Source organism: Mesorhizobium sp. WSM4844 (assembly GCF_055811775.1).
The window spans coordinates 118,891-145,774 of sequence record NZ_JBVVQB010000013.1 but is presented as its reverse complement, the minus strand read 5'-3'; the positions used below and the strand labels follow the sequence as shown (position 1 = coordinate 145,774).

Sequence of the window (26,884 nt, the reverse complement as noted above, 5' to 3'; positions counted from 1 at the left end):
GCCCCCGCTCCCCCGCGGGGGTTTTGTTGTTATGCCCCCTAATCGCCATCCCATTTGGGGTTGTAATGGGGGGTGTGGGGGCACTTACCCACGTGCGATTGCCCTGCCGTAAACGGGGCGAAGAAATGCTAATCCACCCACATTCCCGTTCGTTTGTGCCAGTCTGCGATCGATTCCTCGGGATAGACGTCGAAGACCTTGTCGCCCTTGCCGATTTCGGGCTCGACCCAGTTCGCCTTGTATTTCAGCATGAGGTGCACCTTTTCAGGTGGTTTTGGCAGGTCTGTGTCGATCGCCGAGGCGAAGGGGTGGACCAGCTCCGGCCAGGTCCGGTCATAGAGCCACAGTGCCGAACCACATTTTTTGCAGAAATTTCGCTCGCCTGACGAGATCTCGCATTGCGGATGCTCGTCGTCCTCGATCTCGGCCTGGTAGACGCCAAGATGGCGCTTGCCCTTGATTTTCAGCGTCTCGAAATCGGCACCGAGATTGATGGCAAAGCCACCGCCGCCCTGCTGCTTGCGGCAGATCGAGCAGTAGCACAGCATGAACGGCACCGGCGTGTGGCTTTCCACCTCGAAGCGGACGGCATTGCACCGGCAGGAGCCTTTGAGCAGAAGCGGCATGAAAAACTCCGACGAAATTGGCTTTCAACTTGTCAGGATGGCGCCGGCTGCGGCGGTGACAAGGGGAAATCCGGGTGACATGATCGCGGCATGGACAATGAACGCATTGCCGAACTTTTCGAAGGCCTCGGACCGGTCAGCATTCGCAAGATGTTCGGCGGCAAGGGCATCTATTTCGACGGCGTGATCGTCGCCATCGTCATTCGTGACGAATTGATGCTGAAAGCCGATGCGGAAAGCGCGCCCGAATTCGAGGCGGCCGGCTGCCGGCAATGGACCTATACGGGGTCGCGGCACGGCAAGCTGGTGTCGATGCCGTATTGGAGCGTTCCCGACAGCGCCTTCGACGATCCGGATGAGATGGCGGCCTGGGCACGCCTGGCCTATGAGGCGGGGCTGCGGGCCGGCAAGTAGCTGTGTCCGCTAGCCGCTCAGTTTAAGATAATCGTTTCAGGTCGGCGCTGCCCATCACCCTTACCCTCTCCCCGTGAAGGACGGGGAGAGGGGTCGCCGGCGTCGCGGCCAAGCCCCTTCTCCCCGTCCTTTACGGGGAGAAGGTCCCGGCAGGGGGTTGAGGGGCGGCGCCAACATCCGGGGGTTCAAGCCAGGTCGCGCGCCTCGGGCACGAATGCCAGCGCCTCGGCAAAGATAGCGCTCGTGAAGGTGGCGCTCTCGACGGCGAGGATTGCTGCGGCAACGCCTTCGCGCAGCGCCACGCGCAGCGTCAGGCCGCGCAGCAGGGCGGCGATCGTTGCGCCCGCCAGCGCATCGGCGGCGCCGGTCGCATCCGCCGGCTTTTGTGACGTAGGCGGAGAGATCGAAAACGCGTCGGTTTCGTCGAAACCGAGCACTGGACCGTCGCCAGCGGTGACCCCGCCGCCTCTGAGGCCCGCACGCCTCAGGCCGTCGATGATATCTTGCTCCGCAGCGTCGATACCGACAGCGGCGAGCGCGCCGGCCTCGCGCCGGTCCATGAAGGCCAGCGCCAGACTGCCCAGCACCGGCGCGAGCCGCGCCGCCTTGCTGGGCGAAACGGCAAGTGCAAACACGGGCTTGTCGGCTGCAAGCGCTACCAGCCGCTCGAGCGCCGCCGACGGCAGGTTTGCGTCGCAAAGGACTGCATCGGCAGTGCTGATTGCCTCGTGCACCTTGGCACGGCGGATCTGCTTGGCAAGCGCCAGGTCGTAGAGCGCCATGTCGGCGAGGCCGGCGATCAGCGCGCCGTCGCCGTCGATTATCGTCGTGTTGCTCGGCGTCGTGCGATCTAGGAACACCACCGACAGATCGGCAATCCCCGCCACAGCAATGGCGCGCGAGACCGTATCGGCCGGAACATCGCCGCCGCGCACCGAAAGCAGCGAACCGGAGACGCCGCGGCGCACGGCGCAGCGCAGCGCATTGAAGACGGCGCCGCCGACTTCCTCGTGCATCGTGCCGGGGTTCGACGCCGCCGGCACGAAGGCGCCCAAAACCTGGCCGCGCCGCTCGATATAGGCGCCGCCTACGGCCAGGACTGTCGGCGACTTCATCATGCCGATGAGATGACCTTTGCTGTTCCCGGTGAGACTAGGTTGCCAGGCGGAACCCGGCAACCGGAGGCGCGATTCGGAAGATGCCTAGCAGAATCCTGCGGGTGAAGCCGGGATGCATCTTGGGTGAAAACGCGAAACAAAAATAGAACAAATCCGGATATTGTTGGTTTTTCAATCGGTTGTATCCCCTTGCCAATCGAGAACAAAAAAGGTACAAATTGATAGGGATTACGGATTGTCCGGCCTTCATTGACGACCAAGGGGTGATGTATCATGGCTCAGAATTCTTTGCGGCTTGTAGAGGACAAAACGGTGGACAAATCAAAGGCTCTGGATGCGGCGCTGTCGCAAATCGAGCGTGCCTTCGGCAAGGGCTCGATCATGCGGCTCGGCGCAAACGAGCAGGTCGTCGAGATCGAAACGGTGCCGACCGGTTCGCTTGGCCTCGACATCGCGCTCGGCGTCGGCGGCCTGCCGCGCGGCCGCATCATCGAGATCTACGGGCCGGAAAGCTCGGGCAAGACGACGCTGGCGCTGCACACTGTGGCGGAGGCCCAGAAGAAGGGCGGCATCTGCGCCTTTGTCGATGCCGAGCACGCTCTCGACCCGGTCTATGCCCGCAAGCTCGGCGTCGACCTCGAAAACCTCTTGATCTCGCAGCCCGATACCGGCGAGCAGGCGCTGGAGATCTGCGACACGCTGGTGCGTTCCGGCGCCATCGACGTGCTGGTGGTCGATTCGGTCGCGGCGCTGACGCCGCGCGCCGAAATCGAAGGCGAGATGGGCGATTCGCTGCCCGGCCTGCAGGCCCGCCTGATGAGCCAGGCGCTGCGCAAGCTGACCGCCTCGATCTCGCGCTCCAACACCATGGTCATCTTCATCAACCAGATCCGCATGAAGATCGGCGTCATGTTCGGTTCGCCGGAGACCACGACCGGCGGCAACGCGCTGAAATTCTACGCTTCGGTGCGCCTCGACATTCGCCGCATCGGCTCGGTCAAGGACCGCGACGAGGTCGTCGGCAACCAGACCCGCGTCAAGGTGGTCAAGAACAAGCTGGCGCCGCCCTTCAAGGTGGTCGAGTTCGATATCATGTATGGCGAGGGCGTGTCCAAGACCGGCGAGCTGGTCGACCTCGGCGTCAAGGCCGGCGTGGTCGAAAAGTCGGGCGCCTGGTTCTCCTACAATTCGCAGCGTCTCGGCCAGGGCCGCGAGAACGCAAAACTGTTCCTGCGCGACAATCCCGACACGGCGCGCGAGATCGAATTGGCACTACGGCAGAATGCCGGGCTGATTGCGGAAAAGTTCCTCGAGAATGGTGGTTCCGAAGGCGGAGACGACGGTTTCGAGGACGAAGCCGGCGCCATGTAGGCTTCGGCATTGGTCGGAGTTTGGCCATGATTCCGGCTCATCACCTCCAGCCTGTGTAATCGAGTTCTGTATTGTTGCGTTCGAACCGCCGGCCTAGCGCCGGCGGTTTGCGTTTCAGCGGTGGCGCCGAGATGACCGGCAGGCCGGCAACGAGATGACCGGCAAGCCCCGCAAATTGGCCCAATTCCGTGTTTCTGGACAGGGTGCAACGCGGCGGCTAAAAGGCCATGTCCATTTGCCGTCGGCCGCGCCGGCGGCTCTCTCTAAAAGCTAAAAGGCAGTATTCATGAGTGGCGTGAACGAGATCCGGTCGACATTCCTCGACTATTTCCGCAAGGAGGGTCACGAGGTCGTCGCGTCGAGCCCGCTGGTGCCGCGCAACGACCCGACACTGATGTTCACCAATGCCGGCATGGTGCAGTTCAAGAACGTTTTCACCGGCCTGGAAAAGCGACCCTATTCGCGTGCCACGACGGCTCAGAAGAGTGTTCGCGCCGGCGGCAAGCACAACGACCTCGACAATGTCGGCTACACCGCGCGCCACCTGACCTTCTTCGAGATGCTCGGTAATTTCTCGTTCGGCGACTATTTCAAGGAGCGTGCCATCGAGCTTGCCTGGAACCTGATCACCAGGGAGTTCGGGTTGAAGAAGGACAAGCTGCTGGTCACGGTCTATCACACCGACGACGAGGCTGCCGGCTACTGGAAGAAGATCGCCGGCTTTTCCGACGATCGCATCATCCGCATTCCGACCTCGGACAATTTCTGGGCGATGGGCGACACCGGACCTTGCGGTCCGTGCTCGGAGATCTTCATAGACCGTGGCGAGCACATCTGGGGCGGCCCTCCCGGCAGCCCCGAGGAGGATGGCGACCGTTTCCTTGAATTCTGGAACCTGGTGTTCATGCAGTATGAACAGGTGACGAAGGATGAGCGCATCGACCTGCCGCGCCCGTCGATCGACACCGGCATGGGCCTGGAGCGCATGGCCTCCATTCTGCAAGGGGTCGAGAGCGTCTTCGAGACCGACCTGTTCCGTCACCTGATCGAGGCCGCGTCATCCGCGCTCGGCCGCGGTCCGGATGCCGACACCGTCGGATCGTTCCGCGTCATCGCCGACCATCTGCGTTCGTCCTGCTTTCTGGTGGCCGACGGCGTGCTGCCGTCCAATGAGGGCCGCGGCTACGTGCTGCGTCGCATCATGCGCCGCGCCATGCGCCACGCGCAGCTTTTGGGCGCCGGTGATCCGCTGATGTGGCGGCTGGTGCCGGCGCTGGTGCGCGAGATGGGCCAGGCCTATCCGGAACTGGTGCGCGGCGAACAGATGATCACCGAGACGCTTAAGCTTGAAGAAACCCGTTTCCGCAAGACGCTGGTGCGCGGCTTGGGCCTGCTTTCGGAGGCTACGGAAAAGCTGGGTGCCGGCGACATGCTGGATGGCGAGACCGCCTTCAAGCTCTACGACACCTATGGCTTTCCGCTCGATCTGACGCAGGACGCGCTGCGTCAGCGCAACATCTCGGTCGATCTTGCCGGCTTCACCAATGCGATGGAGCAGCAGAAGGCCGAGGCGCGCAAGAGCTGGGCTGGTTCCGGCGAGGCCGCGACCGAAACAGTGTGGTTCCCGGTGCGCGAGAAGCATGGCGCCACCGAGTTCCTCGGCTACGAGACTGAGCAGGCGGAAGGCCTTATCCAGGCGCTGGTCAGGGACGGCAAGATCGTCGACAGCGCCGCCAACGGCGAGGCGGTTGCCGTGGTCGTCAACCAGACGCCGTTCTATGGCGAATCCGGCGGCCAGGTGGGTGATACCGGCGTCATTTCAGGCGAAGGGTTCTCAATCGAGATCTCCGATACGCAGAAGAAGGCCGACGGGCTTTTCGTGCATCTCGGCAAGGTGGCCGACGGCACGGTCGACACGGGCGCGACCGTCGAACTGAAGGTCGACCATGCGCGCCGCTCCAGGCTGCGCGCGAACCATTCCGCGACGCATCTGATCCACGAAGCGCTGCGCGAGGTGCTCGGCACCCATGTCGCGCAGAAGGGCTCACTGGTCGCGCCCGAGCGTCTGCGCTTCGACATCTCGCACAACAAGCCGATCTCGCCTGACGAGATCGAAGAGGTCGAGCGGATGGCGAACGAGATCGTCGTCCAGAACAGCCCGGTCACCACGCGGCTGATGTCGGTCGACGATGCCATCGCCGAAGGCGCCATGGCGCTGTTCGGCGAAAAATATGGCGACGAGGTGCGCGTCGTTTCGATGGGCACGGGCTTGCATGGGGCCAGGGCCAACCGGCCTTATTCGGTCGAGCTATGCGGCGGCACGCATGTCAGGGCGACCGGCGACATCGGTCTGGTGCGCATCGTGTCGGACAGTGCAGTCGCTGCCGGCGTGCGGCGCATCGAGGCGCTGACCGGAGAGGCGGCCAGAAAGCATCTCGACGAGCAGGACAAACGGCTGAAGGCCACTGCGGCGGCGTTGAAGATCTCGCCGGCCGACGTGCCGGCACGCGTCGAAGCGCTGTTGGACGAGCGCAAGAAGCTCGAGAAAGAACTGACCGAAGCGCGCAAGAAACTGGCGCTGGGCGACCGCTCGCCAGCCGGCGTGCCTGCCGAGAACGAGACCATTGCCGGTGTCGGTTTCCTCGGCAAGGCGGTATCGGGCGTCGCGCCGAAGGATTTGAAGCCGTTGGCCGATGCCGGCAAGAAGTCGCTCGGCTCCGGCGTCGTCGTCTTCGTCGGCGCCGGCGAGGACAACAAGGCCAGCGTCGTGGTCGGCGTCACCGACGACCTGACCGGCCGCTTCAGCGCTGTCGATCTGGTCCGCGTAGCGTCCGCGGCATTGGGCGGGCAGGGCGGCGGCGGTCGGCCTGACATGGCCCAGGCCGGCGGCCCGGACGCCTCGAGGGCCGAAGACGCGATCGCTGCGGTGAAGGCGGCTCTGGAGGCGGCCTGATCGGGTCTTGCCTTCTCCCCTTGTGGGAGAAGGTGGATTGGCGCGCAGCGCCAAGACGGATGAGGGGTGCTGGCCGGAGTGCTGTTGGTGCCAAGCTGGAACACCCCTCATCCGACCTCGCTTCGCGAGGCCACCTTCTCCCACAAGGGGGACAAGGGGAGCGCCGCACCAGCGGGCAGGCACGGGCCCCTGCTGTCACCCAGCCTTTTCGGTCTTCGCAAAACTCTCCCGTCCGGCGATGCGAGCCCACCAGTCCCGAATATCGGCGAACTCGGCCAGCAGGTTTTGTCCCTCAGTGACCTTGACGAAATAGCCGATGATGGGTGCTGCATGCAGGTCGGCCAGCGTCAGTTGCTCGCCCAGCAGCCACGGCCCGGCGGCTTTCAGTGAGGTGAGTGCGCGAAGTACTGTCGCCGCCTGCAGAAGCCCATTGGCGATCAAAGCCTCGTCGGGCGTTGTTTTCTCCAGACGCTCGACGGCGACATCCCAGACCATGGCTCGATAGGCATAGGCGTCAAGCATGCCGATGATCTGGTTCATACGTGCGCGAGGCCGGGCTTCGATCGGTTGCAACGCCGGGCCGTCGAACGCTTCGTCGACATAGCGGGCGATCGCGCCGGTCTCGTGGAGGCGGAACCCGTCATGCTCGAAGGCCGGGATGCGGCCGAACGGCTGATGGTCGAGATACCAGCCCGGAATGCCGTCCGCCGCAAAGATGTCGACCGGCACGAGTTCGTAGCCGATGCCTTTTTCCTCGAGTGCGAGGCGGACGATGCGCACATAGACGCTGTAGTCCGCCCCGTAGACGACGGGCCTGCTCACAACGCTGGTCAGGCCATCGCCTTCTGCAGATTCTCGTCGATCTTGTCGAGGAAGCCGGTGGTCGAAAGCCATGGCTGGTCGGGACCGATCAGCAGCGACAGATCCTTGGTCATGAAGCCGGCTTCGACGGTCTGGATGCAGACTTTTTCCAGCGTCTCGGCAAAACGCATCAGCTCGGCATTGTCGTCGAGTTTGGCGCGGTGCGCCAGGCCACGCGTCCAGGCGAAGATCGAGGCGATCGAATTGGTCGAGGTTTCCTCGCCCTTCTGGTGCTGCCGATAATGACGGGTAACGGTGCCGTGCGCCGCCTCCGCCTCCACCGTCTTGCCGTCCGGCGTCATCAGCACCGAGGTCATCAGGCCGAGCGACCCAAAACCTTGCGCCACGGTGTCCGACTGAACGTCGCCATCATAGTTCTTGCAGGCCCAGATATAGCCGCCCGACCATTTCAGGCTGGAGGCAACCATGTCATCGATCAGCCGGTGCTCGTACCAGAGCTTCTTGGCTTTGAACTCGGCTTCGAACTCTGCCTCGTAGACTTCCTGGAAAATGTCCTTGAAGCGGCCGTCATAGGCCTTGAGGATGGTGTTCTTGGTCGAGAGGTAGACCGGGTAGTTGCGCAGCAGGCCGTAATTGAGCGAGGCGCGGGCGAATTCGCGGATCGAGTCGTCGAGATTGTACATGGCCATGGCGACGCCGGCGGCCGGCGCCTCGAACACGTCATGCTCGATCACCTGGCCGTCCTCGCCGACGAACTTGATCGTCAGCTTGCCCTTGCCGGGGAAGCGGAAGTCGGTGGCGCGGTACTGGTCGCCGAAGGCATGACGGCCGACGATGATCGGCTTGGTCCAGCCGGGCACCAGCCGCGGCACGTTCTTCATGATGATCGGCTCGCGAAAGATGGTGCCGCCGAGGATGTTGCGGATGGTGCCGTTCGGCGACTTCCACATCTTCTTCAGCCCGAATTCCTCGACACGCTGCTCGTCGGGGGTGATCGTCGCGCATTTCACGCCGACGCCATGCTTCTTGATGGCATTGGCCGAATCGATGGTCACCTGGTCGTTGGTGGCGTCGCGATGCTCAACGCTGAGGTCGTAATATTCAAGCTTGAGGTCGAGATAGGGGTGGATCAGCTTGTCCTTGATGAACTGCCAGATGATGCGGGTCATCTCGTCGCCGTCGAGTTCGACGACCGGGTTCGCCACCTTGATCTTCGCCATGGAAAGAATGCCTCATTGTTGGGGATCGGAACGGCCTTGCCCGCATGGCTTTGGCCGGGGATGCGGCCCGTATATCAAAGCATTTTTGGCCGCGCAAACGGCGATCCGCGCCAGCGGGCTCGCCCCTGGCATCGGGCGTTGCCTGCCAAAGCTTCATTTTCGCGGCCGGATATGGCAGGGGACGCTGAAATGCCGCAAACAGCAGTTCATTGAGACAATGCAAGCCAGCAACGACATCCTTCCTGCCACCGGCCCGGCGATCATCCTGGTCGAGCCGCAGCTCGGCGAGAATATCGGCATGGTCGCGCGCGCCATGGCGAATTTCGGTCTGTCCGAACTGCGCCTCGTCAATCCGCGCGACGGCTGGCCGAGCGAAAAGGCGCGCGCTGCCGCGAGCCGCGCCGACCACGTCATCGATGCCGCTGGAGTATATGACGATCTGGCCTCGGCGGTCGCCGACCTGAACTTCGTCTTCGCCACCACGGCGCGCGCGCGCGATAATTTCAAACCGGTGCGCGGACCGGTCGAGGCGGGCAGGGCGCTGAGAGCGCGCCAGCGATCCGGACAGCGCACCGGCATCCTGTTCGGCCGCGAGCGGTTCGGGCTCTACAATGACGAGGTCGGCCTCGCCGACGAGATCGTCACCTTCCCGGTCGATCCCGCCTTCTCCTCGCTCAACATCGCCCAAGCCGCCTTGCTGATGTCCTATGAGTGGATGAAGTCGGGCCTGGAAGACGAGACCAAAACCAATTTTTCCAGCCCCGACATGATGCCGGCGACCAAGGAACAGTTGCACGGCCTGTTCGCCTATCTGGAAGGCGCGCTCGAAGCGCGCGGCTATTTCCGCCCGGCGGCGAAGAAGCCGAAAATGGTCGACAACCTGCGCGCGGTGCTGACGCGCGCCGGCTTCGCCGAGCCGGAGCTCAAGGTGCTGCGCGGCATAATATCATCGCTGGACAGGTTTTCGCCGGCCATGCCGCGCGGCGACGGATCGCCGGGCGATGATCCAAGGCGGCTTCCGGCAGCGGCCCGCGCCGCCAAGGCGACAGACAAGGACCAGGCCTGAGAGACAGGCTCTAGCCGTAACCGAATGTTATTTGCTGTGGTCCATCATCCCAAAAATGATGGATCAGACCTAGACCATCTTCCCGCCGCGGGCCCGCAGCCTTCTCCGCCTTCTCCTGTAGACGATGACAATGACCGATCCTTCAAGCGCTCGCCCGATCCTGATGTTCGATTCCGGCATCGGCGGCCTGACGGTGCTGCGCGAAGCGCGGGTGCTGATGCCCGACCGCCGCTTCGTCTATGTCGCCGACGACGCGGCCTTCCCTTACGGGGCTTGGGAGGAAGCGGCACTGAGGGCACATGTGCTGGAGCTGTTCGGCAAGCTGCTCGACCGTTTTTCGCCGGCCATTTCGGTCATCGCCTGCAACACCGCCTCGACGCTGGTCATCGATGCGTTGCGCGAAAGATTTCCCGGTCATCCTTTCGTCGGCACGGTGCCGGCGATCAAGCCGGCGGCGGAACGCACGCGCTCCGGGCTGGTTTCGGTGCTGGCGACGCCCGGCACCGTCAAACGCCAGTATACCCGCGACCTGATCGGCAAATGGGCGCAGAAATGCCATGTCCGCCTGGTTGGCAGCGATAGTCTGGCGGGACTGGCCGAAGTCTATATGCGCGATGGCTTTGTCGATGAAGAGGCGGTGCGTGCCGAGATCGCGCCGTGCTTCATCGAACATGACGAACTGCGGACCGACATCGTCGTGCTTGCCTGCACCCACTATCCCTTTCTGGCCAATCGCATGCGCAAGACGGCACCCTGGCCGGTCGATTGGCTCGATCCCGCCGAGGCGATCGCACGGCGGGCGCTCTCGCTGCTCGCGCATGCCGAGGCCAGCCACCGCGGCGAGGCGTTGCCGGAAGGCGCCGACCTCGCTGTCTTCACCTCGAAGCGGGTCGATTTCCCGACTCGCCGCCTGATGCAGGGGTTTGGGCTGGCGATTTCCTGATATCTGGGAACATCACCCCGACCGGTGCGTTTTTCCCGCATCGCAAGACGGGAGAAACGATCATGCCAGCCACTTCAAAAGCCCAGCAGAAAGCCGCCGGCGCGGCATTGTCCGCCAAGCGTGGCGAGACCAAGAAGAGCGAGCTGAAAGGCGCTTCGAAGGGAATGTACAAGTCGATGAGCGAAAAGCAGCTCGAGGAGTTCGCCGAGACCAAGCGCAAGGGCCTGCCGGAGAAGAAATCGAAACACTAGCCGCTCGTCCGCACCCGAGGTCCGGTCCCATGGTTGGATAGCCGCGGTCAGCAGTCCGCGCGGGGGAACTGCGGCTGCCATCACCGACGCCAGTGGCGAGCTTGACACCAGTTGAATCTCCGTCTAATCAGCCCACCAACACCGGGCCGCAATGTCCGGTGGTTTCTTTATGTGTGCAAGACATTTGGGAAGCCGCTATATTCTTCCGGAGTCTTGTCTAGAATGACGTGTCCCGTGGGTTTTCCGCCGCGTTGCGTGGGAGAACCCTGTCAGGTCTCGAAAACGGGGGCCAGAGGAGGGCGCGTTTCCTTCACCCGGACCATGAGGTGCCGGGTGTGTCTTTTTGAAAGGGAATGCGATGAGCAAGCGCGAATCCGCGAAATACAAGATCGACCGCCGTCTCGGCGAAAACATCTGGGGCCGCCCAAAATCCCCGGTCAACAAGCGCGAATACGGTCCCGGCCAGCACGGCCAGCGCCGCAAGGGCAAGCTTTCCGATTTCGGGCTGCAGCTGCGTGCCAAGCAGAAGCTGAAGGGTCACTACGGCGACGTGTCGGAAAAGCAGTTCCGCAAGGTCTATGAAGAGGCGAACCGCCGCAAGGGCGACACCTCGGAGAACCTGATCGGCCTGCTCGAGTCGCGTCTCGACGCGGTCGTCTACCGCGCCAAGTTCGTGCCGACCATTTTTGCCGCTCGCCAGTTCGTCAATCACGGCCACATCAATGTCAACGGCAAGCGCGTCAACATCGGCTCGTACCGCTGCAAGCCGGGCGATGTCATCGAAGTGCGCGAAAAGTCGAAGCAGCTGGTGATCGTCCTGGAATCGGTAGGCCTGGCTGAGCGCGACGTGCCTGATTACATCGAGGTCGACCATAACAAGATGACGGCGTCCTTCGGGCGCATCCCCGGCCTGTCGGATGTTCCCTTCGCCGTGCAGATGGAACCGAACCTGGTCGTCGAATTCTATTCGCGCTGATCGATTTTTTTCATCTGCGACATCATCGAAGGCCGCCCTCGAGGCGGCCTTTTCTTTGCGGTTCCGAAAATCGATTTCGATTTGCGGGCCGATGCGCTACTCCGGGCAGCAACGAGGATTTTTGGGGCCGCCGCGCCATGAACATGCTGCCAGAAACAATCGAACCGATCACTGACGCCGCAGGCGGCTTTCATCCGCTGTTTGCCGATGTGCCGTCCTCCGTCGAATTCAACAAGCTGCGCAAGCGGCTGCTGCGTCTCGCCCGTCAGGCGATCGACGATTTTTCGATGGTCAGGCCCGGCGAACGCTGGCTGGTCGCCTTGTCCGGCGGCAAGGATTCCTACGGCCTGCTTGCGTTGCTGCTCGACCTCAAATGGCGCGGGCTGCTGCCGGTCGACCTGCTGGCCTGCAATCTCGACCAGGGCCAGCCGAACTTTCCGAAGCACATTCTGCCCGATTATCTCAACACATACGCCATTGCGCATCGCATCGAATATCAGGACACCTATTCGGTGGTGACCGACAAGCTTCCCCAGGGCAGCACCTATTGTTCGCTGTGCTCGCGGCTCAGGCGCGGCCATCTCTACCGCATCGCGCGCGAGGAGGGCTGCTCGGCTTTGGTGCTCGGTCACCACCGCGAAGACATTCTCGAGACATTTTTCATGAACCTGTTGCATGGCGGGCGCCTCGCCGCCATGCCGGCAAAACTGCTCAACGACGACGGCGACGTCATGGTGCTGCGGCCGCTCGCCTATTGCGCCGAGGCCGATCTCGAAAAATTCGCCGGCGCCATGAAGTTCCCGATCATCCCGTGCGATCTGTGCGGCAGCCAGGACGGCTTGCAGCGCAATGCGATGAAGGCGATGCTCGACGACCTGGAAAAGCGCATGCCGGGCCGCAAGGACACGATGATCCACGCCATGACCAATGTGCGGCCCTCGCATCTGCTCGACAGAAAGCTGTTCGATTTCGCCGCCCTCAACGAGACCCTGACCGCAAGGCAAGACCTTCCCGATGACATTTGACGATACCGCGATCGACTGGCTCGCCACGCTTCTGTCCGACGCTGCCATTGCCGAGATCATGCCGCGCTTTCGCCGGCTGGATGAGGGCGACATCCGCCAGAAGACCTCGGCAGCCGATCTGGTGACGGAAGCCGATGTGAGTGCCGAGCGGCTCATCACCGTCAGGCTGCGTGAGCGCTACCCGCAGGCGATGATCGTCGGCGAGGAAGCCTGCTCCGACGACCCGGTGCTGCTCCAGGGCCTCGGCGAAGCCGATCTCGCCTTCGTCATCGATCCGGTCGACGGCACTTTCAATTTCGCCTCAGGCGTGCCGCTGTTCGGCGTCATGCTCGGCGTCGTGGTGAAGGGCGAGACCGTCGCCGGCATCATTCACGATCCCATCGGCAAGGACTGGCTGATCGGCGCCAGGGGTGCTGGCAGCCACATACGGCATGCGCATGGCACTTTGGAGAAGGTGCATGTCGCCGAGCCTGCGTCAATCTCGCAAATGACTGGCGCGGTCTCCTGGCAATACATGCCCGAGCCGGAACGGTCACGGCTGGCGCGCAACCAGACGAAATGCTTGTCGCAATTCGGCTATCGCTGCGCGGCCCACGAATACCGCCTGCTGGCAAGCGGCCACGCCCACTTCGTCGTCTACAACAAGCTGATGCCGTGGGATCATCTGGCCGGTGTGCTGATCCATGCCGAGGCAGGTGGTTACGCGGCGCGTTTCGACGGCAGCGCCTATCTGCCTTCGCATGTCGGCGGTGGCCTTCTTGTCGCACCGGACGAAGCAAGCTGGCGCGAACTGCGCCGGGAACTCTGGGCGGAATAGGCCGTTTGGGATCGGCCCGATTCGGCCATGCCCGGCCGATCCGATTTGGGATCATGCGCTAATGCGGCGGTCAAACACGACGCGCTTTAGGCGGAGCTGACGCCCAGGTTTCCGCTATGGCGACTACCGCGGCATTGATGGGTCCGCTCGGGATCGTCGGCATCACCGACGCGTCGACGATGAAGACGTTGTCGAAGCCGTTCAGCCGCAAATCCGGGTCGACGACTGCGTCGGCATCCCCGCCCATCCTGCACGTGCCGGCAGGATGATGGTGTGTGGAGGCAGCGCTGGCGATGAAAGCATCAAGCTCGTCGTCCGACTGCACCTGTGATCCCGGCAGGACTTCCACATCGCGCCACTCGTCGAGCGCTCGATGATGGCCAATCGCGCGCGCCGTCTTCAGCGCTATCCGGAAAACGGCCCGGTCATGTTCGGTTTCGAGATAATGCGGATCGATGATCGGTGCATCGTTTCGGCCCGGCCCGCCCGGTGCGATGCGCCCACGACTGGTCGGCTGGGTGACGCCGCATAGTATCGTGAAAGCCGAGCCGTAGGGTGGTGCATTCAAGCCCACTGCGGCCGATGGAGCAACGACGCAGGCGAGTACGATATCGGGGCTTCCCGTCGAACGGGTCGGGTCGCTGCCGTGCAGATACATCAGCGATTCCGAGTGCTGCAGGCGCGACGGGGGCAGCGGCTTTTTCGTGATGTAGACGTTCCCAAGGGCCAGCAGATGGTCCTGCAGATTGCGGCCGACATCGCGCCGGTCGGCACGACAGCGAATCCCCGCCCGCTTCAGCGTATCCGGATCGCCGATGCCCGATCGCATGAGGATGAGCGGCGACGACACCGCGCCGGCACAAAGAACGATCCTGTCGGCGGAGATCGTCATGCTCCCCCCATCGCGCACGACAGCCACATCCGTGGCCCGCTGGCCTTCCAGCACGAGGTGATCGACCTCGTGAGCGGTGAGCAGAGCGAGGTTCGGTCGCACCATGACCTCCGGCGGCAGGTAGGCGTCGGCGACGCTCAGGCGCTTGCCTGCGCGGATGTTCAGCGAATTAGGGCTCGTGCCGGCGAGCTCGCCGCTATTGTGGTCGGTCAGGGCGGGGATCCCCATGGCCTGTCCAGCGGCGATATAGGCGCGGACGACGGGGCTGACCTCCGCATCCGGCAGATAGACATCCAACGGTCCGCAGCGGCCGCGCGACGGCGCATCGAACGCGGTGAAAGCTTCGCTGCGGACGAAGCCCGGCAACAAGCCAGAAAAGGACCAGCGCTCGCCGCCTGCTACTGCCCAGGGCTGGAAATCATCGGGATGGCCACGTACATAGGCCATGGCATGCAGGCAGCTGGAACCGCCGACGATCTTTCCGCGCGGCCATTCGTGGACGCGGTTTGCGGTAAAGGGTTGCGGCACCGTCCGATAAGCCCAGTCATAGGCGCGGCCCTGCAGCATCGTCCATTTCAACGGGTCGGCGATATCGGGATCGGACGGCATGACCCCGGCTTCGATCAGGCCGACCTGGCACGCGCTGTCCTCGCTTAGCCGGCTAGCCACCACCGAGCCGGCAGATCCGGCGCCGACGACTAGCACGTCGAAATGACGCATCAATTTGAAAGTTCCCGCGAGCAGGCTATCTTGCTGGAAAGCGAGACGCTCATGCCGCAAAAGCGCCGGCATTCGACCGTTCCGTGATTCGTCTTTGCACGGATAGCAAATGCGCGCGCATGGCCGCTTCGGCTGCTTCGGGGTCGCGTTTCGAGATCGCTTCGGCGATCAGACGATGTTCGCCGTCGCGCTCGGCGATCCGCTTAGGGCAGGTGGGTGCTGCGGTCCGTGCGACCTTGACCCGCGCATCGACCCCGACCTGGCGCAGCATCTTGTAGAATTCGGCGGCAAGATGGTTGCGGGCGGCAGCGACGATGGCGGAATGAAAAGCGAAATCGACCGCGCCAGACGAGGCATTCTCCGGCGTGGTTGCCGCATCGATGATCCGGGCCGTCTCGAACGAGGAGGCGCGCAGCGATGCCAGCCGGGCGAGGCCCGGTTCCATGAGCAGGCGCAACTCCAGAACCTCGATGGGATTGGTTACCCTGACAAGTTCTTCGCCATATCGGGGTAGGGCGGTCGGCGCACGCCTGGCGCGCGTCGGTTTCAAATCACCTGATTGGCGCAGCATCTCGAGCGCCTTGCGAAGCTGATGACGTTTCACGTTGAGATGTTCGGCAAGGTCACGCTCGGAAGGAAGCTTGCCGCCGCCCTGCTGCAACAGGCGGACCGCTGCGATGATGTCGTCGAGGTCCGAAGATACGACCTGCGGCTCGAATGCGCTCAAAACCAAATCTCCTGTCTGATCGGCAGCGGTCGACTCGACGTCCCGATATCAAGTTGTGACACGGAATCGACGAGAACGGCACTCAACCAACTCAACCAATCTACATCTGCGCCCGGTGGTTGACAACACCAGTTGCGCGATGGTTGAGTACCGCAGTTGTTTCTTTGACGGCTCATATCTCGGCGGGGCCGTCTTCTCCCGAGGACAGTGCATGCCGTTTGGGGAAACATTCGACTATGTCGTTGTCGGAGCCGGGTCGGCCGGCTGCGTGCTTGCAAACCGCCTGAGCGAAGATCCTGATGTTTCCGTGCTGCTCCTGGAAGCTGGCGACTGGGATCGCGATCCGATGATCCACATCCCGCTCGGCTGGGGTAAGATCCTGACCGAACGCCGTCACGACTGGATGTATTTCTGCGAGCCCGAGGCCAATGTCGGCGGACGCAAGGTCGAATGTGCGCGCGGCAAGGTCATCGGCGGCTCCTCCTCCACCAACGCCATGGCCTATGTGCGCGGCAATCGCGGCGATTACGATCGCTGGGCGGCCAGCGGTCTCACCGATTGGTCATTCGACAAGGTGCTGCCCTATTTCAAGAAGCAGGAGCGCTGGGAAAAGGGCGAGAGCGACTATCGCGGCGGCAGCGGGCCGTTGAACACGCAGTTCTGCCGCTACAAGGACGAACTGATCGATGCCTTCGCTACGGCGAGCCGGGATGCCGGATATCCCCAGACCGACGATTACAATGGCCCGGTGCAGGAAGGCTTTGGCCGCCTGCAGATGACGATCGCAAACGGTCGCCGCTGCTCGACCGCGTCAGCCTATCTGCGTCCCGCCATGCGCCGCAGCAATGTGAAGGTGCTGACCGGCGCGATGGCGACGCGGATCGTGCTGAAGGATGGGCGAGCGACCGGCATCGCCTATACCAGGGGCGGCGCGACCCACCAGGTGCTGGCGCGGCATGAGGTCGTGCTCGCCGGCGGCGTCATCAACACGCCGCAGTTGCTGATGCTGTCGGGGATCGGCGATAGCGGCGAGCTCGCCGCGCATGGTATCGAGACGAAAGTAGACCGTCCGCAGGTCGGCAAGAACCTGCAGGACCATGTCTCGGTCATTCTGATGTATCGGCGCGAGCAGCCGGGGCCATTCCACAAGATGATGCGGGCCGATCGGATCGGGCTGGATTTCGTCAAGACCTATTTTACCGGAAAGGGCTTTTCGGGAGATGTGCCCGGCGGGGTCGTGGCGTTTCTGAAAAGCGATGCAAGCCGGCCGTTGCCGGATGTTCAGCTGCTTTTCACGGCTGCGCCGCTTGCCGCATGGCCTTACATGCCGCCATTCAAAGCTTCCTTCGCCGATGGCTTTGCGACCCGCATCGTCGCCGTCCAGCCGGAGAGCAGGGGGAGTGTGGAACTGGCGTCGAACGACCCGTTGGCCGCGCCGCTGATCCACCAGAATTTCCTGTCTTCGCCGCGCGACTGGCAGTCGCTTCGCGCCGGCTTCCGCGTCGCGCGCAACCTCGCTGCACAACCGTCGATGACGCCGTTCATCGCCTCGGAGTTCTTTCCGGGCTCACAATGCCAGAGCGACGATGAGATCGATGAGCATATTCGCAACACCTCGATCACTGTGCATCATCCGGCCGGCACCTGCCGCATGGGTGTCGACGCGGAGTCGGTGGTCGACCCGCAACTACGGGTGCGCGGCGTTGCCGGCCTTCGCGCGGTGGATGCTTCTGTGATGCCGGATCTCGTTTGCGGCAACATCAATGCGGCGGTCATCATGATCGCCGAAAAGGCCTCGGACCTGATCCGCGGCCGTGCTGAACAAAGCATGGCCGCCTGATTGCTGTCGCCCGGGTTCAACCAAGTTCCTTTGGTTGAAAACAAAATTCGAGTTGGTTGGGCTGCCGAGCGATTGCCACGGCCGCAATGGTACGATCCGCCGGCCATTTTCTCGCATCTTTTCGACTTTTTCGCCCCTTTTTGGGGCCATTCGGCCTCCATAGAAGCACTCAACCAAAAATTTTTAAAATTCTCAGTTTTGGGATTGTCCAGAAAAACCAATCCGAATACGGTTGAGTTGGTTAAACGCATTTTCTTCGTGAAGAGAGGTGTCAGAGATGTCCTTGGCGCAACCGGCAGACCTTACCGTCACCAACAAGAAGGCAGCGCTGAAGGGCCTTTATGACGCCCTCTACGAAAAGAATATGTTCCCGTTCTGGGCGACGTCGGAAGGCGTCGATCACGACGAGATCAAGCAGCTCATGGCGACCTCGAAGGCGATCCCCTTCGTCTGGTCCTATGCCGATATCGAGCCGCTGCTGCAGCGCGCCGCCGAACTGGTGACCATGGACGACAGCGAGCGCCGGTCGCTGATCTTGGTCAATCCGGGGCTCGCGCCCAAGCGCGCCTCGGTCAGCACCATGTACACTGCCTACCGCCTGAATGATCCGGACGAGATCATGCCGCCGCACAAGCATTCGCCGAGCGCCATACGTTTTGGCCTGACCGGCAAGGGCAATTTTACCGGCGTCGAGGGCGAGGACGTGGTTTTCGGCCCCGGCGACATGGTGCTGACGCCGAACGACGCCTGGCACAATCACGGCACGGTCGGCGGCGAACAGGCGGTCAACCTTTCGGTCCTCGACCTGCCGCTGGTCGAGACGCTGCACGCCGTGCATTTCGATCACAAATATACCGAGATGGTCGACGGCAAGGAAGTCGAGAAGAAGGTGCAGACCGCGCGTTTTCCGAGCGATTATTCGCAGCGAATCTATGGCGAGGGCGGCCTGATGCCGCGCTTCGTCGACCACAAGCGCGGCGGCGGCCTGTCGTCGCCGATGTATGTCTATCGCTGGGAAAAGATGGAAGCGATCCTCGACGCGCACAAGGATTGGGACGGCGATCCGCATGAAGGCATCGTCATCGACTATGTCGACCCCACCACCGGCGGCCCGGTCTTCCGCACGATCAACTTCTACGTGCAGATGTTGCGGCCGGGCGAAAAGACGCTGCCGCAGCGCGAGACCGCCAGCCTGCTGTTGGCGCCGTTCCGCGGCAATGGCCATTCGATGATCGACGGCAAGCGCTACGACTGGAACCAGTTCGACACGATCGCCATACCGGGCGGTTGCTGGGTCGAGCATGTCAATGGCTCCTCGACCGAGCCGGTCATCTTTTTCGGCGCGACCGATGCGCCGACACAGAGGGCGCTGCTGCTCTACAAGCGCTGGGGCCGCAACGCGGCCGGCGATCTGCTCCGCATCGTCTAGTTTGCAGCGGAAACCGTCCGCGCCGCCATAATGGCGCGGACATCGAACGAGACGGTTCAGCAGCTAGGGCGGATGCATTTGGTTTCGGCGTTCAACACAAAGCAGATCGGCCATGTCGACTGTCCGGGCGGTGGTCAGGTCTGGGTCGACGGCAACATTCTCTATGTCGGCCACATGCGTCCGCCGAGCGGCACGACGCTTGTCGACATTTCCGATCCGCGCAATCCCAAGAAGGTCGCGACGATCGACGTTCCGCCCGGCTGGCACTCGCACAAGGTGCGCGCCCAGGACGGTCTGATGATCATCAACCACGAGCGCTTCGGCAATGCGGGCCCGGCCGATTTCGGCGGTGGCCTGGCGCTCTACGACACGACCCGACCGGCGGAGCCGAGGCTGATCTCGAAGTGGATAACCGGCGGCCATGGCGTGCATCGCTACGACTATGACGGCCGCTATGCCTATATCTCGCCGACTGCCGACGGCTATGTCGGCAACATCGTGATGATCCTCGACCTGATCGATCCGGTAAATCCGGTCGAAATCGGACGCTGGTGGATACCGGGGCAATGGACTGGCGGCGGCGAAGAGTATCCGTGGCATGATTACGTCACGCCGCGCTGCCACCATCCGTTACGCATGGGCGACCGGCTCTATGTCAGCTACTGGCATCACGGCCTGTTCATCCTCGACATTTCCGACATTTCGAAGCCGAAGCTTGTCTCGCATGTCAATTCGAGCCCGAGCTTCCCGCATCCCACGCACACATGCCTGCCGATCCCGCAGCCCCTCAAGGGCCGCAACATCATGGTGGTGGCGGACGAGGATGTCGCCAAGCTCCGACCTTCGCCGCCGGCCTTCACCTGGATCTACGACATCACCGACGAAACGAACCCGCTGCCGATCTCGACCTTCCAGGTGCCTGGCCTCGACCCGGATGGCGAACCACAACCGCCAATGACCGGCTGCCATCAGCCTTCCGAGCGGTTCAAGGGCACCATCATTCCGTTTGCATGGTTCGCCCAGGGGCTGCGGCTGGTCGACATCGCCGACCCGTTCGCACCCAAGGAGGTCGGCCATTTCGTGCCCGATGCGCCTGAGGGCGCCGAGCGATCGTCTTCCAACGACGTCACCATCGACGATCGCGGCATCGTCTACCTTATCGACCGCGTCCGTGGCGTCGATATCATCGAAACCAGCGTTCTCTAGGGGGATAGGTTGAGCGACAGCACGCGAAAATCCGCCAGCCACTACGCCATTGGCAAGAAGAATCCGAACGTGCCGTTTCATCCGGCGGTGCGTGCCGGCGATTTCATTTTCGTCTCCGGCCAGGTGCCGAAGGACGAGAACAATAACATGATCAGCGGCACGATCGAGGAAGAGACGCTGGCGACGCTGAGGACCATCGCGCGCGTCATTGCCGATGAGGGCGCAACGCTCTCCGATGTCGTGCGGATCACCACCTATCTCGAGGATACGCGCGACTTCGGCCGCTACAACAAGGCGTTTCTCGAAGGGATCGGCGACGCGGTGCTGGCGCGCACGACGGTGGAGGCAAAGGCCGTCATCAACACCAAGATCGAAATGGACGCTATCGTCTACAAGCCGCTGCCAGCCGGCAAGTAGGCCACAATCGAGGAGATGATATGTACAAGCTCTTAGGCCGCCAGACATCGGGCAACGTTCAAAAGGTGCACTTCATGCTCGAAGAGCTTGGCGCGCCATACAAGCGCGAAGATTACGGCCGCCAGTTCGAAAACACCCAGACGGCCGAATACAAGGCGCTTAATCCGACGTCGAAAGTCCCGACGCTGGTCGACGGCGACACCGTGATCTGGGAGTCCAACACCATCCTGCGCTATCTCGCGGCATCCGGCGGTGAGCGGCTGAATGGCGCCACCCCTGCGGAAAAGACAGAGGTCGAGCGCTGGATGGATTTTCTGCTGGCGGCGGTCAATCCCGGCTATATGGCTGCCTTCAAGGGCGCCAAGCTGACGCCAGAGGAACAGACCGCCGAATACAAGGAGCAGGTCAAGGACCTGGTGGCGCAGCTCAAGATCATCGACGGGCATCTGGCCGGCAAGGAATTCCTGGCGCTGGGAAAGCTGACCATTGCCGACATCGCCTGCGCACCGATCCTGAAACGCTGCATCGATTTCAAGATCGACCGGCCGTCGCTGCCCAATCTCGAGCGCTGGGTCGCCGCAATCGCCGCTCGTCCAGCCTTCAAGGCGGCAATCGCTGCGGCTCCCGCAAAGGCCGCATGATGATCAAGCGCGCCGCTCTCATCGGACTGGGAACGATGGGTCCGGGCATCGCCGCGCGAAAGCCGCGCGGCGGGCTCGATGTGGCGGCGTATGATGTTTCCGAAGTCGCGGTCGAACGCGCCCGCGGCACGCTCGACATCGCGGGCGGGGTTCTGGACCGTCTCGACATCAAGGTGCCGGCAACGGGCGCCGGCACGGTGCGCTTCGTCCGCACCATCGCCGAGGCCGTCGATGGGGCGGAACTGGTCATCGAGAATGTGCCTGAGAATATCGACACCAAGGCCGAAACCTATCGCGCCATCGACCCGCTGATCGGCTCTTCGGTGATCGTCGCCTCGGACACGTCGGGTATTCCGATCACCAAGCTGCAGGCCCATATCTCGCACCCCGAGAGGATGGTCGGCATGCACTGGTCGAACCCGCCCCACATCATCCCGATGATCGAGGTGATCGGCGGCGAGAAGACCGCGCCCGAAACGGTGGCGACGATACGCGACCTCATCCGCTCGATCGGGCTGCTGCCGGTGGTCGTGAAGAAAGACGTTCCCGGCTTCGTCGAAAATCGCGTGCTTTACGCACTGCTGCGTGAAGCGGTGGATCTGGTCGAGCGCGGCGTCATCGAACCGGAGGATCTCGACACCTGCGTATCCTGGGGCATCGGCTACAAGATCGCCGTCATCGGGCCAATGGCGCTGCTCGATATGGCCGGCCTCGATATCTACAAATCCGTCTCTTCGTTCCTGAACGCCGATCTCTCCAATCGGGATGATGTCGCGCCGATGGTGCTGGAGAAGACCGGTGCATCGAAGTTCGGCATCAAGTCGGGCGAAGGCATGTTCTCCTATACGCCCGAGCAGATAAGGGCGCTGCAAGGCGAACGGGCGCGCAAGCTGGTCGCGGTGCGCCGCATCCTCGAGGGCCGGGAGTAGCCGATGGCACGAGTTAGGCATGAGGCTGGCTATGCCGGGGACTTCACCCGGTTGGCCGTTCATGCGGACTGTGCCGTCAAGACAGCGCAGCTGCGGCCAATCACGATGCATGGGGTGATCGACCATGCAGGTTGAAACCATTCGACCCGCCGGCGGCCGACCGACCCACATGCGCCACGACAACCTCATTTCCGCCAAAGGCGTTTCGGTGGTCATGGGCACGGATCGGAACCGCCAGCTGATCCTCAGGGATATAGACCTTGCAGTTCCGCAAGGCTCGTTCGTTTCCCTGATCGGCCCTTCGGGTTGCGGCAAGAGTACGCTGCTCAAAGTGCTGGCTGGGTTGGTAAATCCGAGCAGCGGCAGCGTCTCGGTTGCCGGCGTTTCGCCAGGCGAAGCGGCGCGCAAGCGGATGATCGGTCTGGTCTTTCAGGATGCCAATCTGCTGCCGTGGAAAAACGCCGTCGACAATGCCTCGATGCTGCTCGGCATCGCCGACAAATCGATGTCGCGCTCGGCGCTGCGGGCACGTGGACAGGAAATGCTGGATCTGGTGGGACTTGGCGATGCCGCCCACAAGCGCCCAAACGAACTGTCTGGCGGCATGCGGCAGCGGGTTGCCATCGCCCGGGCTTTGGCGCTCGATCCGGCGGTCTTGCTGATGGACGAGCCGTTTGGCGCCCTTGACGCGATCACCCGCGACTCGATGGGCCAGTCGCTGCTGGAGATCTGGCAGCGGACCGGCAAGACGATCGTCTTCGTGACGCATTCGATCGACGAAGCCATTCAGTTGTCGCGCCAGGTCCATGTGCTGGGAATCAAACCGGGGCGCATTACCCAGAGCCTGGACATTCCGCTGCCTTATCCGCGCGACGCTTCCGTGACCGAAGTCCCCGAGTTCGTCAGGCTGGTGCTTCAGCTTCGAACGATGCTGCGCTCCAGTCATCAGCCGGGAGGCGCGACGTGAGCAGGCAACCCCTCATGAATGTCTCATCGCCGCAACCGGTTTCCGGCTGGGACGCGGCAACAAGCAGCTGGCTTCCGGCGGCTATCCTTCTGCTGGTGACGATCGTGTTGTGGGAAGCGGGGGTGCGGATATTCTCGATATCTTCCTTTATCGTTCCTGCCCCATCCGAGATTGCGAAATCGCTGGTCGCGCAGTGGGGCACTCTCATGCAGGCGACGGTGGTCACGGCAGGCGAAATCCTGTTTGGCTTTCTTGTCTCGGTCATAGTCGGCATTGCGCTTGCTCTCGTCATCGTGCGCTTCAATTGGCTGGGCCGCGCGCTCTATCCGCTCGTCGTGCTGTTCCAGAATGTGCCGAAGGTCGCGCTGGCGCCGATCTTCATCCTCTGGTTCGGTTATGGGCTCGCTCCCAAGATCGGTCTGATTCTGGTCATCGCCTTCTTCCCGGTGACGCTGTCGATGCTGGCCGGCATGCAATCGGTCGACCGTTCGCTTCTGTCGCTGATGAATTCGGTCGGCGCCAGCCCGACCCAGATCCTGTTCAGGATCCGTGTCCCCCACTCGCTTCCGAGCCTGATGGCCGGGACCAAGATCGCCGCGACCCTGAGCGTCATCGGCGCCATCGTCGGCGAATTTGCCGGAGCCTCGGACGGGCTCGGCTACGTCATCCAGTTCGCGTCGACCCAACTCGACACGGCCCTTGTCTTCGCGGCGCTGCTGCTGGTTTCAGTGCTCGGCATCGCCTTCTACTACGCAGCCGAAATTCTTGAACGGGTCGTGGTGCCGTGGGCGCCGAAATTCAGCCAGGCCTAGGATCTTTCGAACAACCAAACAAGGGGAACAGACAATGCTGAGACGCTCTCTTATCAAGGCAGCCACCTTTGCGGCGTTTGTCGGCGCGCTTGGCTTCTCGAACGCGGCGCTGGCGGCGGACACGGTCAACGTCCAGCTCGACTGGGTGGTGCGCGGCAATCACGCCATGTTCTTTGTCGGCAAGGAAAAAGGCTTCTTCGCCAAGAACGACATCGATGTGAGCGAGGTCCGCAAAGGGTCCGGCTCGCCTGACGCCATGCGGCTGGTGGGCAACGGCAACGCTGAATTCGGCTTCGGCGATCTTCCCACGCTTGCCGTGGCAAGGTCGCAGAATGTTCCCGTCGTGGCGCTGGCGGCGGTCAACCAGCAGTCGCCGCTGGGCATTATTTCGCTCGCCAAGACGCTCAAGCTGACCAAGCCTTCAGACCTCAAGGGCCTGACCATCGGCATCCACCCGGCGGGCTCCACCTACATTTTCTTCAGGGGGTTCCTGGCTGCCAACGGCATGAGCGAGAAGGACATGACGCTCAACAGCGTCTCGCCGCCGTACGAAAGCTACCTGCTGCTCGGACGGGTGCAGACGGTCGTCGGCTATCTCGACGCCGAAGTGCCAGAACTTGAAGCCAAGGCTGGCGGCCCAGGGTCGCTGAGCATCATGCTCGGCGCGGATCACGGCTGGAAGGCCTATGGATCGGGGCTGTTCACCTCTGAAGCGATGATCAAGGACAACGCCGATGTCGTGCGCCGCTTCGTGAAGGCCTACAGGGAGGCTTTCGACTATGTCGCGGCCCATCCGGAAGAAGCTGCCGAAATCACCGCCAGGGCCGTTCCTGGCTATGCGGAAAAGAAGGATGTGCTGCTGGCCCAGCTCAAGGCCGACATCGCTTCGACGTTCAACAGCCCGGCGACGAAGGAACACGGCCTCGGCTGGATGACGAAGACCCAATGGGAAGAGACCTTGAAGACGCTGACGGATCAGGGCGTGCTCAAAACGGCACTGTCGGCCGACGACGTCTTCACCGACAAATTCCTGGCGGCAGAGTGAAGGTCGGGGGCGGTGTCTGACCTGGCAAAAAGCGAGCGTCTACCGGCAGACCAGCCTGTCGTCCGCTCTGCTGCAGGTCACGGCCATTTGCCCCTTTCTTCCACTGGTCCGGTCGAGCACGATTTGCACGCGCGTGGCGTATGCCTGTCTGGCGAGGCCGCACCACAGCCGCTCGACGGGCAGGTTTTCGCGCTCGTCGTTGAGGATCGCAAACATCCCGGTTTCTGGATCGAACCACAGCTCGACACGGGCGCTCTTGCCAGGCGCCGCAGTGGCGATCGTGGCCGAATACCAGTGGGCGAAGTCTGCATTGCAGGAAAGCGCCTCACGCCCCGCATTCGAGATCGTCAGCGGCACCGGATCGAGCCCTTCGGTGCCGGTTCGCACAGTGATGTGCCGCAATTCAACCGCGTTGGCGAACGACGTGAACGCCAGAATTATCGGAAGGATGTATCGCACAACCACCTTGCCTGAACTCCGTGTGGAATTGTTCAGGCAGTCTACCTCGCTTTTGCGCAATAACAATAAGAATATCTTGGGTCAACCGAACAGAGAGGGTAACATGTCTAAGTTCCTGAAGGGCAGCGTAAGCGCTGTTATATTAAGCGGCTTCTTGCTGGGCAATGCACTTGCCGCCGAAGTCAAGTCCATTGCCATCCTGACGCCGGAAGAAGGCACCGATTATGGCTGGAACCAGCAAGGCATCGACGCTGCCAAGGCAGCGGCGAAAGCTGCCGGTGTCGAGATGGTGACGGCGCAGGGGCTCGGCTATGGCGACGTGCGCCCGACATTGCGCGAACTGGCGGCCGACGGCGCCAGCCTGTTGATTGCCCATGCCAGCGGGTACAACACCGCGGCTCCCGAAATCGCCAAGGAAACCAAGGTGCCAGTGGCGATCGTCGACACGCCGACCGGCCTGGAGGCTGGGCTCGTCGCAGACTACACGCTGAGCGGTCACGAAGGTGCGTACCTTGCCGGCCGTCTCGCCGCCAAGATGTCGCGTTCCAAGTCGGTCGGCATCGTCGTGTCCGGCGAGCCTCCGTCGTGGAACTCGCAGTCGGCGGCGTTCGCGCAAGGTGTGAAGGCCGAGAACCCGGACGTCAAGGTCACCTATGCGGTGATCGGACCCGCCGCCTACAGCGATGCGGCCGGCGGCAAGCGCGTTACCGAAAGCGTGATCGCATCGGGCGCCGACATCATCTTCGGCCAGGGCAACGGCTCGAGCTTCGGCATGCTGCAGGCGGTCGAGACGACCAAGGCCGGCGATGGCGGCAAGGTCTATTTCATCGACGTCATCGGCGACAAGACGCCGATCGACAAAGGCTTCCTGCTGTCGTCGGTGGTCTGGAACATCGAGCCTGTCTATGCGGCGATGATCGCCGACCTCAAGGCCGACACGTTCGGCACCAAGAGCTACTCGATCGGCCTTAAGGACGATTCGGTCAAGCTTCTGAAAACCGCTGCGATCCCGGACAATGTATGGGCGGAGATCCAGGCGCTGCGCGAGGACATCGTTTCCGGCAAGACCAAGGTCGATCCGGTCTATGATGCAGCAGCAGTCAGGGCGCTGATGACCAGCGTCGCCCAGTAAGGCGCTTCAGTGCACGCTTCCGGAGGGGTGACAATTCACCCCTCCGGACCGATTTCATGTTTTCAA

Annotated in this window: 27 protein-coding genes; 20 read left to right on the top strand and 7 right to left on the bottom strand. The window is 62.6% G+C overall.

Annotated elements, in window-relative coordinates; all coding sequences use genetic code 11:
* Positions 1 to 128: 128 nt before the first annotated feature.
* Positions 129 to 626 (bottom strand): GFA family protein, encoded by a 498-nt coding sequence (locus tag AC0L2A_RS13705; protein WP_473519559.1) that lies wholly within the window; start codon positions 624 to 626, stop codon positions 129 to 131.
* A gap of 90 nt (positions 627 to 716) precedes the next feature.
* Here AC0L2A_RS13705 and AC0L2A_RS13700 point away from each other — a divergent pair, with 90 nt between their 5' ends.
* Positions 717 to 1,040, top strand: a complete 324-nt coding sequence (locus AC0L2A_RS13700; protein WP_473609246.1) for a TfoX/Sxy family protein — start codon at positions 717 to 719, stop codon at positions 1,038 to 1,040.
* Positions 1,041 to 1,225: 185 nt separating this feature from the next.
* Here AC0L2A_RS13700 and AC0L2A_RS13695 read toward each other — a convergent pair whose 3' ends face one another.
* Complete coding sequence (locus tag AC0L2A_RS13695; RefSeq protein WP_473609245.1) at positions 1,226 to 2,158, bottom strand: carbohydrate kinase family protein; 933 nt, start codon at positions 2,156 to 2,158, stop codon at positions 1,226 to 1,228.
* Positions 2,159 to 2,431: 273 nt separating this feature from the next.
* Here AC0L2A_RS13695 and recA point away from each other — a divergent pair, with 273 nt between their 5' ends.
* Together recA and alaS are read left to right on the top strand one after the other, a co-directional pair.
* Positions 2,432 to 3,529 carry a recombinase RecA gene (gene recA / locus AC0L2A_RS13690; RefSeq protein WP_023798282.1) on the top strand — a complete coding sequence of 366 codons (1,098 nt, stop codon included), beginning with the start codon at positions 2,432 to 2,434 and terminating at the stop codon, positions 3,527 to 3,529.
* A gap of 286 nt (positions 3,530 to 3,815) precedes the next feature.
* Complete coding sequence (alaS, locus tag AC0L2A_RS13685; RefSeq protein WP_473609244.1) at positions 3,816 to 6,482, top strand: alanine--tRNA ligase; 2,667 nt, start codon at positions 3,816 to 3,818, stop codon at positions 6,480 to 6,482.
* Positions 6,483 to 6,677: 195 nt separating this feature from the next.
* Here alaS and AC0L2A_RS13680 read toward each other — a convergent pair whose 3' ends face one another.
* Both AC0L2A_RS13680 and AC0L2A_RS13675 read right to left on the bottom strand, forming a co-directional pair.
* The gene (locus AC0L2A_RS13680; RefSeq protein ID WP_473609242.1) at positions 6,678 to 7,304 is read right to left on the bottom strand and encodes a glutathione S-transferase family protein; all 627 of its coding nucleotides are present in this window, start codon (positions 7,302 to 7,304) and stop codon (positions 6,678 to 6,680) included.
* An 8-nt stretch (positions 7,305 to 7,312) separates the two neighbouring features.
* Positions 7,313 to 8,524 (bottom strand): NADP-dependent isocitrate dehydrogenase, encoded by a 1,212-nt coding sequence (locus AC0L2A_RS13675; RefSeq protein ID WP_128168446.1) that lies wholly within the window; start codon positions 8,522 to 8,524, stop codon positions 7,313 to 7,315.
* A gap of 217 nt (positions 8,525 to 8,741) precedes the next feature.
* Between AC0L2A_RS13675 and AC0L2A_RS13670 the strand changes: the two genes are divergently transcribed.
* From AC0L2A_RS13670 to AC0L2A_RS13645, 6 genes are all read left to right on the top strand, one after another.
* On the top strand, positions 8,742 to 9,590 hold the full coding sequence (locus AC0L2A_RS13670) for an RNA methyltransferase (protein WP_287061876.1): 849 nt from the start codon (positions 8,742 to 8,744) through the stop codon (positions 9,588 to 9,590).
* A gap of 130 nt (positions 9,591 to 9,720) precedes the next feature.
* A complete protein-coding gene (murI, locus tag AC0L2A_RS13665) occupies positions 9,721 to 10,533 on the top strand; it encodes a glutamate racemase (RefSeq protein ID WP_091591408.1) in 813 nt (270 codons plus the stop codon).
* A gap of 62 nt (positions 10,534 to 10,595) precedes the next feature.
* Positions 10,596 to 10,784 carry a DUF3008 family protein gene (locus tag AC0L2A_RS13660; RefSeq protein WP_023717374.1) on the top strand — a complete coding sequence of 63 codons (189 nt, stop codon included), beginning with the start codon at positions 10,596 to 10,598 and terminating at the stop codon, positions 10,782 to 10,784.
* A 358-nt stretch (positions 10,785 to 11,142) separates the two neighbouring features.
* Positions 11,143 to 11,760 (top strand): 30S ribosomal protein S4, encoded by a 618-nt coding sequence (gene rpsD / locus AC0L2A_RS13655; RefSeq protein ID WP_023798277.1) that lies wholly within the window; start codon positions 11,143 to 11,145, stop codon positions 11,758 to 11,760.
* A gap of 137 nt (positions 11,761 to 11,897) precedes the next feature.
* Complete coding sequence (gene ttcA / locus AC0L2A_RS13650) at positions 11,898 to 12,785, top strand: tRNA 2-thiocytidine(32) synthetase TtcA (protein WP_473609241.1); 888 nt, start codon at positions 11,898 to 11,900, stop codon at positions 12,783 to 12,785.
* Positions 12,775 to 13,602: an inositol monophosphatase family protein gene (locus tag AC0L2A_RS13645; protein WP_473609240.1), complete on the top strand. Its 828-nt coding sequence runs from the start codon at positions 12,775 to 12,777 to the stop codon at positions 13,600 to 13,602. Before ttcA ends, AC0L2A_RS13645 begins: the two co-directional genes overlap by 11 nt.
* A gap of 70 nt (positions 13,603 to 13,672) precedes the next feature.
* On the opposite strand, the gene AC0L2A_RS13640 is transcribed toward AC0L2A_RS13645, so the two are convergent.
* Both AC0L2A_RS13640 and AC0L2A_RS13635 read right to left on the bottom strand, forming a co-directional pair.
* A complete protein-coding gene (locus AC0L2A_RS13640; protein WP_473609252.1) occupies positions 13,673 to 15,217 on the bottom strand; it encodes a GMC family oxidoreductase in 1,545 nt (514 codons plus the stop codon).
* A gap of 46 nt (positions 15,218 to 15,263) precedes the next feature.
* Complete coding sequence (locus tag AC0L2A_RS13635; protein WP_473609238.1) at positions 15,264 to 15,941, bottom strand: FadR/GntR family transcriptional regulator; 678 nt, start codon at positions 15,939 to 15,941, stop codon at positions 15,264 to 15,266.
* Between the two features lie 211 nt (positions 15,942 to 16,152).
* On the opposite strand from AC0L2A_RS13635, the gene AC0L2A_RS13630 reads away from it, so the two are divergent.
* The 10 genes from AC0L2A_RS13630 (at position 16,153) to AC0L2A_RS13585 (ending at position 25,227) form a co-directional block, all read left to right on the top strand.
* On the top strand, positions 16,153 to 17,781 hold the full coding sequence (locus AC0L2A_RS13630) for a GMC family oxidoreductase (RefSeq protein WP_473609237.1): 1,629 nt from the start codon (positions 16,153 to 16,155) through the stop codon (positions 17,779 to 17,781).
* On the top strand, positions 17,782 to 18,126 hold the full coding sequence (locus AC0L2A_RS13625; RefSeq protein ID WP_473609236.1) for a hypothetical protein: 345 nt from the start codon (positions 17,782 to 17,784) through the stop codon (positions 18,124 to 18,126).
* Positions 18,059 to 19,210 carry a cupin domain-containing protein gene (locus AC0L2A_RS13620; protein WP_473609234.1) on the top strand — a complete coding sequence of 384 codons (1,152 nt, stop codon included), beginning with the start codon at positions 18,059 to 18,061 and terminating at the stop codon, positions 19,208 to 19,210. Before AC0L2A_RS13625 ends, AC0L2A_RS13620 begins: the two co-directional genes overlap by 68 nt.
* Positions 19,211 to 19,282: 72 nt before the next feature.
* Complete coding sequence (locus AC0L2A_RS13615; protein WP_473507493.1) at positions 19,283 to 20,416, top strand: LVIVD repeat-containing protein; 1,134 nt, start codon at positions 19,283 to 19,285, stop codon at positions 20,414 to 20,416.
* A gap of 9 nt (positions 20,417 to 20,425) precedes the next feature.
* A complete protein-coding gene (locus AC0L2A_RS13610; RefSeq protein WP_473609233.1) occupies positions 20,426 to 20,833 on the top strand; it encodes a RidA family protein in 408 nt (135 codons plus the stop codon).
* A gap of 20 nt (positions 20,834 to 20,853) precedes the next feature.
* Complete coding sequence (locus tag AC0L2A_RS13605) at positions 20,854 to 21,474, top strand: glutathione S-transferase family protein (protein WP_473609232.1); 621 nt, start codon at positions 20,854 to 20,856, stop codon at positions 21,472 to 21,474.
* On the top strand, positions 21,474 to 22,403 hold the full coding sequence (gene fhmpcd1 / locus AC0L2A_RS13600) for a 5-formyl-3-hydroxy-2-methylpyridine 4-carboxylate 5-dehydrogenase (RefSeq protein ID WP_473609251.1): 930 nt from the start codon (positions 21,474 to 21,476) through the stop codon (positions 22,401 to 22,403). The genes AC0L2A_RS13605 and fhmpcd1 overlap by 1 nt, the downstream gene beginning before the upstream one ends.
* A gap of 124 nt (positions 22,404 to 22,527) precedes the next feature.
* Complete coding sequence (locus AC0L2A_RS13595; protein WP_473507495.1) at positions 22,528 to 23,370, top strand: ABC transporter ATP-binding protein; 843 nt, start codon at positions 22,528 to 22,530, stop codon at positions 23,368 to 23,370.
* Complete coding sequence (locus AC0L2A_RS13590; protein ID WP_473609230.1) at positions 23,367 to 24,182, top strand: ABC transporter permease; 816 nt, start codon at positions 23,367 to 23,369, stop codon at positions 24,180 to 24,182. Before AC0L2A_RS13595 ends, AC0L2A_RS13590 begins: the two co-directional genes overlap by 4 nt.
* A 34-nt stretch (positions 24,183 to 24,216) precedes the next feature.
* Positions 24,217 to 25,227: an ABC transporter substrate-binding protein gene (locus tag AC0L2A_RS13585; protein ID WP_473609229.1), complete on the top strand. Its 1,011-nt coding sequence runs from the start codon at positions 24,217 to 24,219 to the stop codon at positions 25,225 to 25,227.
* A 39-nt stretch (positions 25,228 to 25,266) separates the two neighbouring features.
* Here the strand turns inward: AC0L2A_RS13585 and AC0L2A_RS13580 are convergent, their stop codons facing one another.
* The gene (locus AC0L2A_RS13580; RefSeq protein WP_473609227.1) at positions 25,267 to 25,686 is read right to left on the bottom strand and encodes a hypothetical protein; all 420 of its coding nucleotides are present in this window, start codon (positions 25,684 to 25,686) and stop codon (positions 25,267 to 25,269) included.
* 103 nt (positions 25,687 to 25,789) lie between these two features.
* Here AC0L2A_RS13580 and AC0L2A_RS13575 point away from each other — a divergent pair, with 103 nt between their 5' ends.
* A complete protein-coding gene (locus AC0L2A_RS13575; RefSeq protein ID WP_473609226.1) occupies positions 25,790 to 26,818 on the top strand; it encodes a putative B6 ABC transporter substrate-binding protein in 1,029 nt (342 codons plus the stop codon).
* Positions 26,819 to 26,884: the final 66 nt, after the last annotated feature.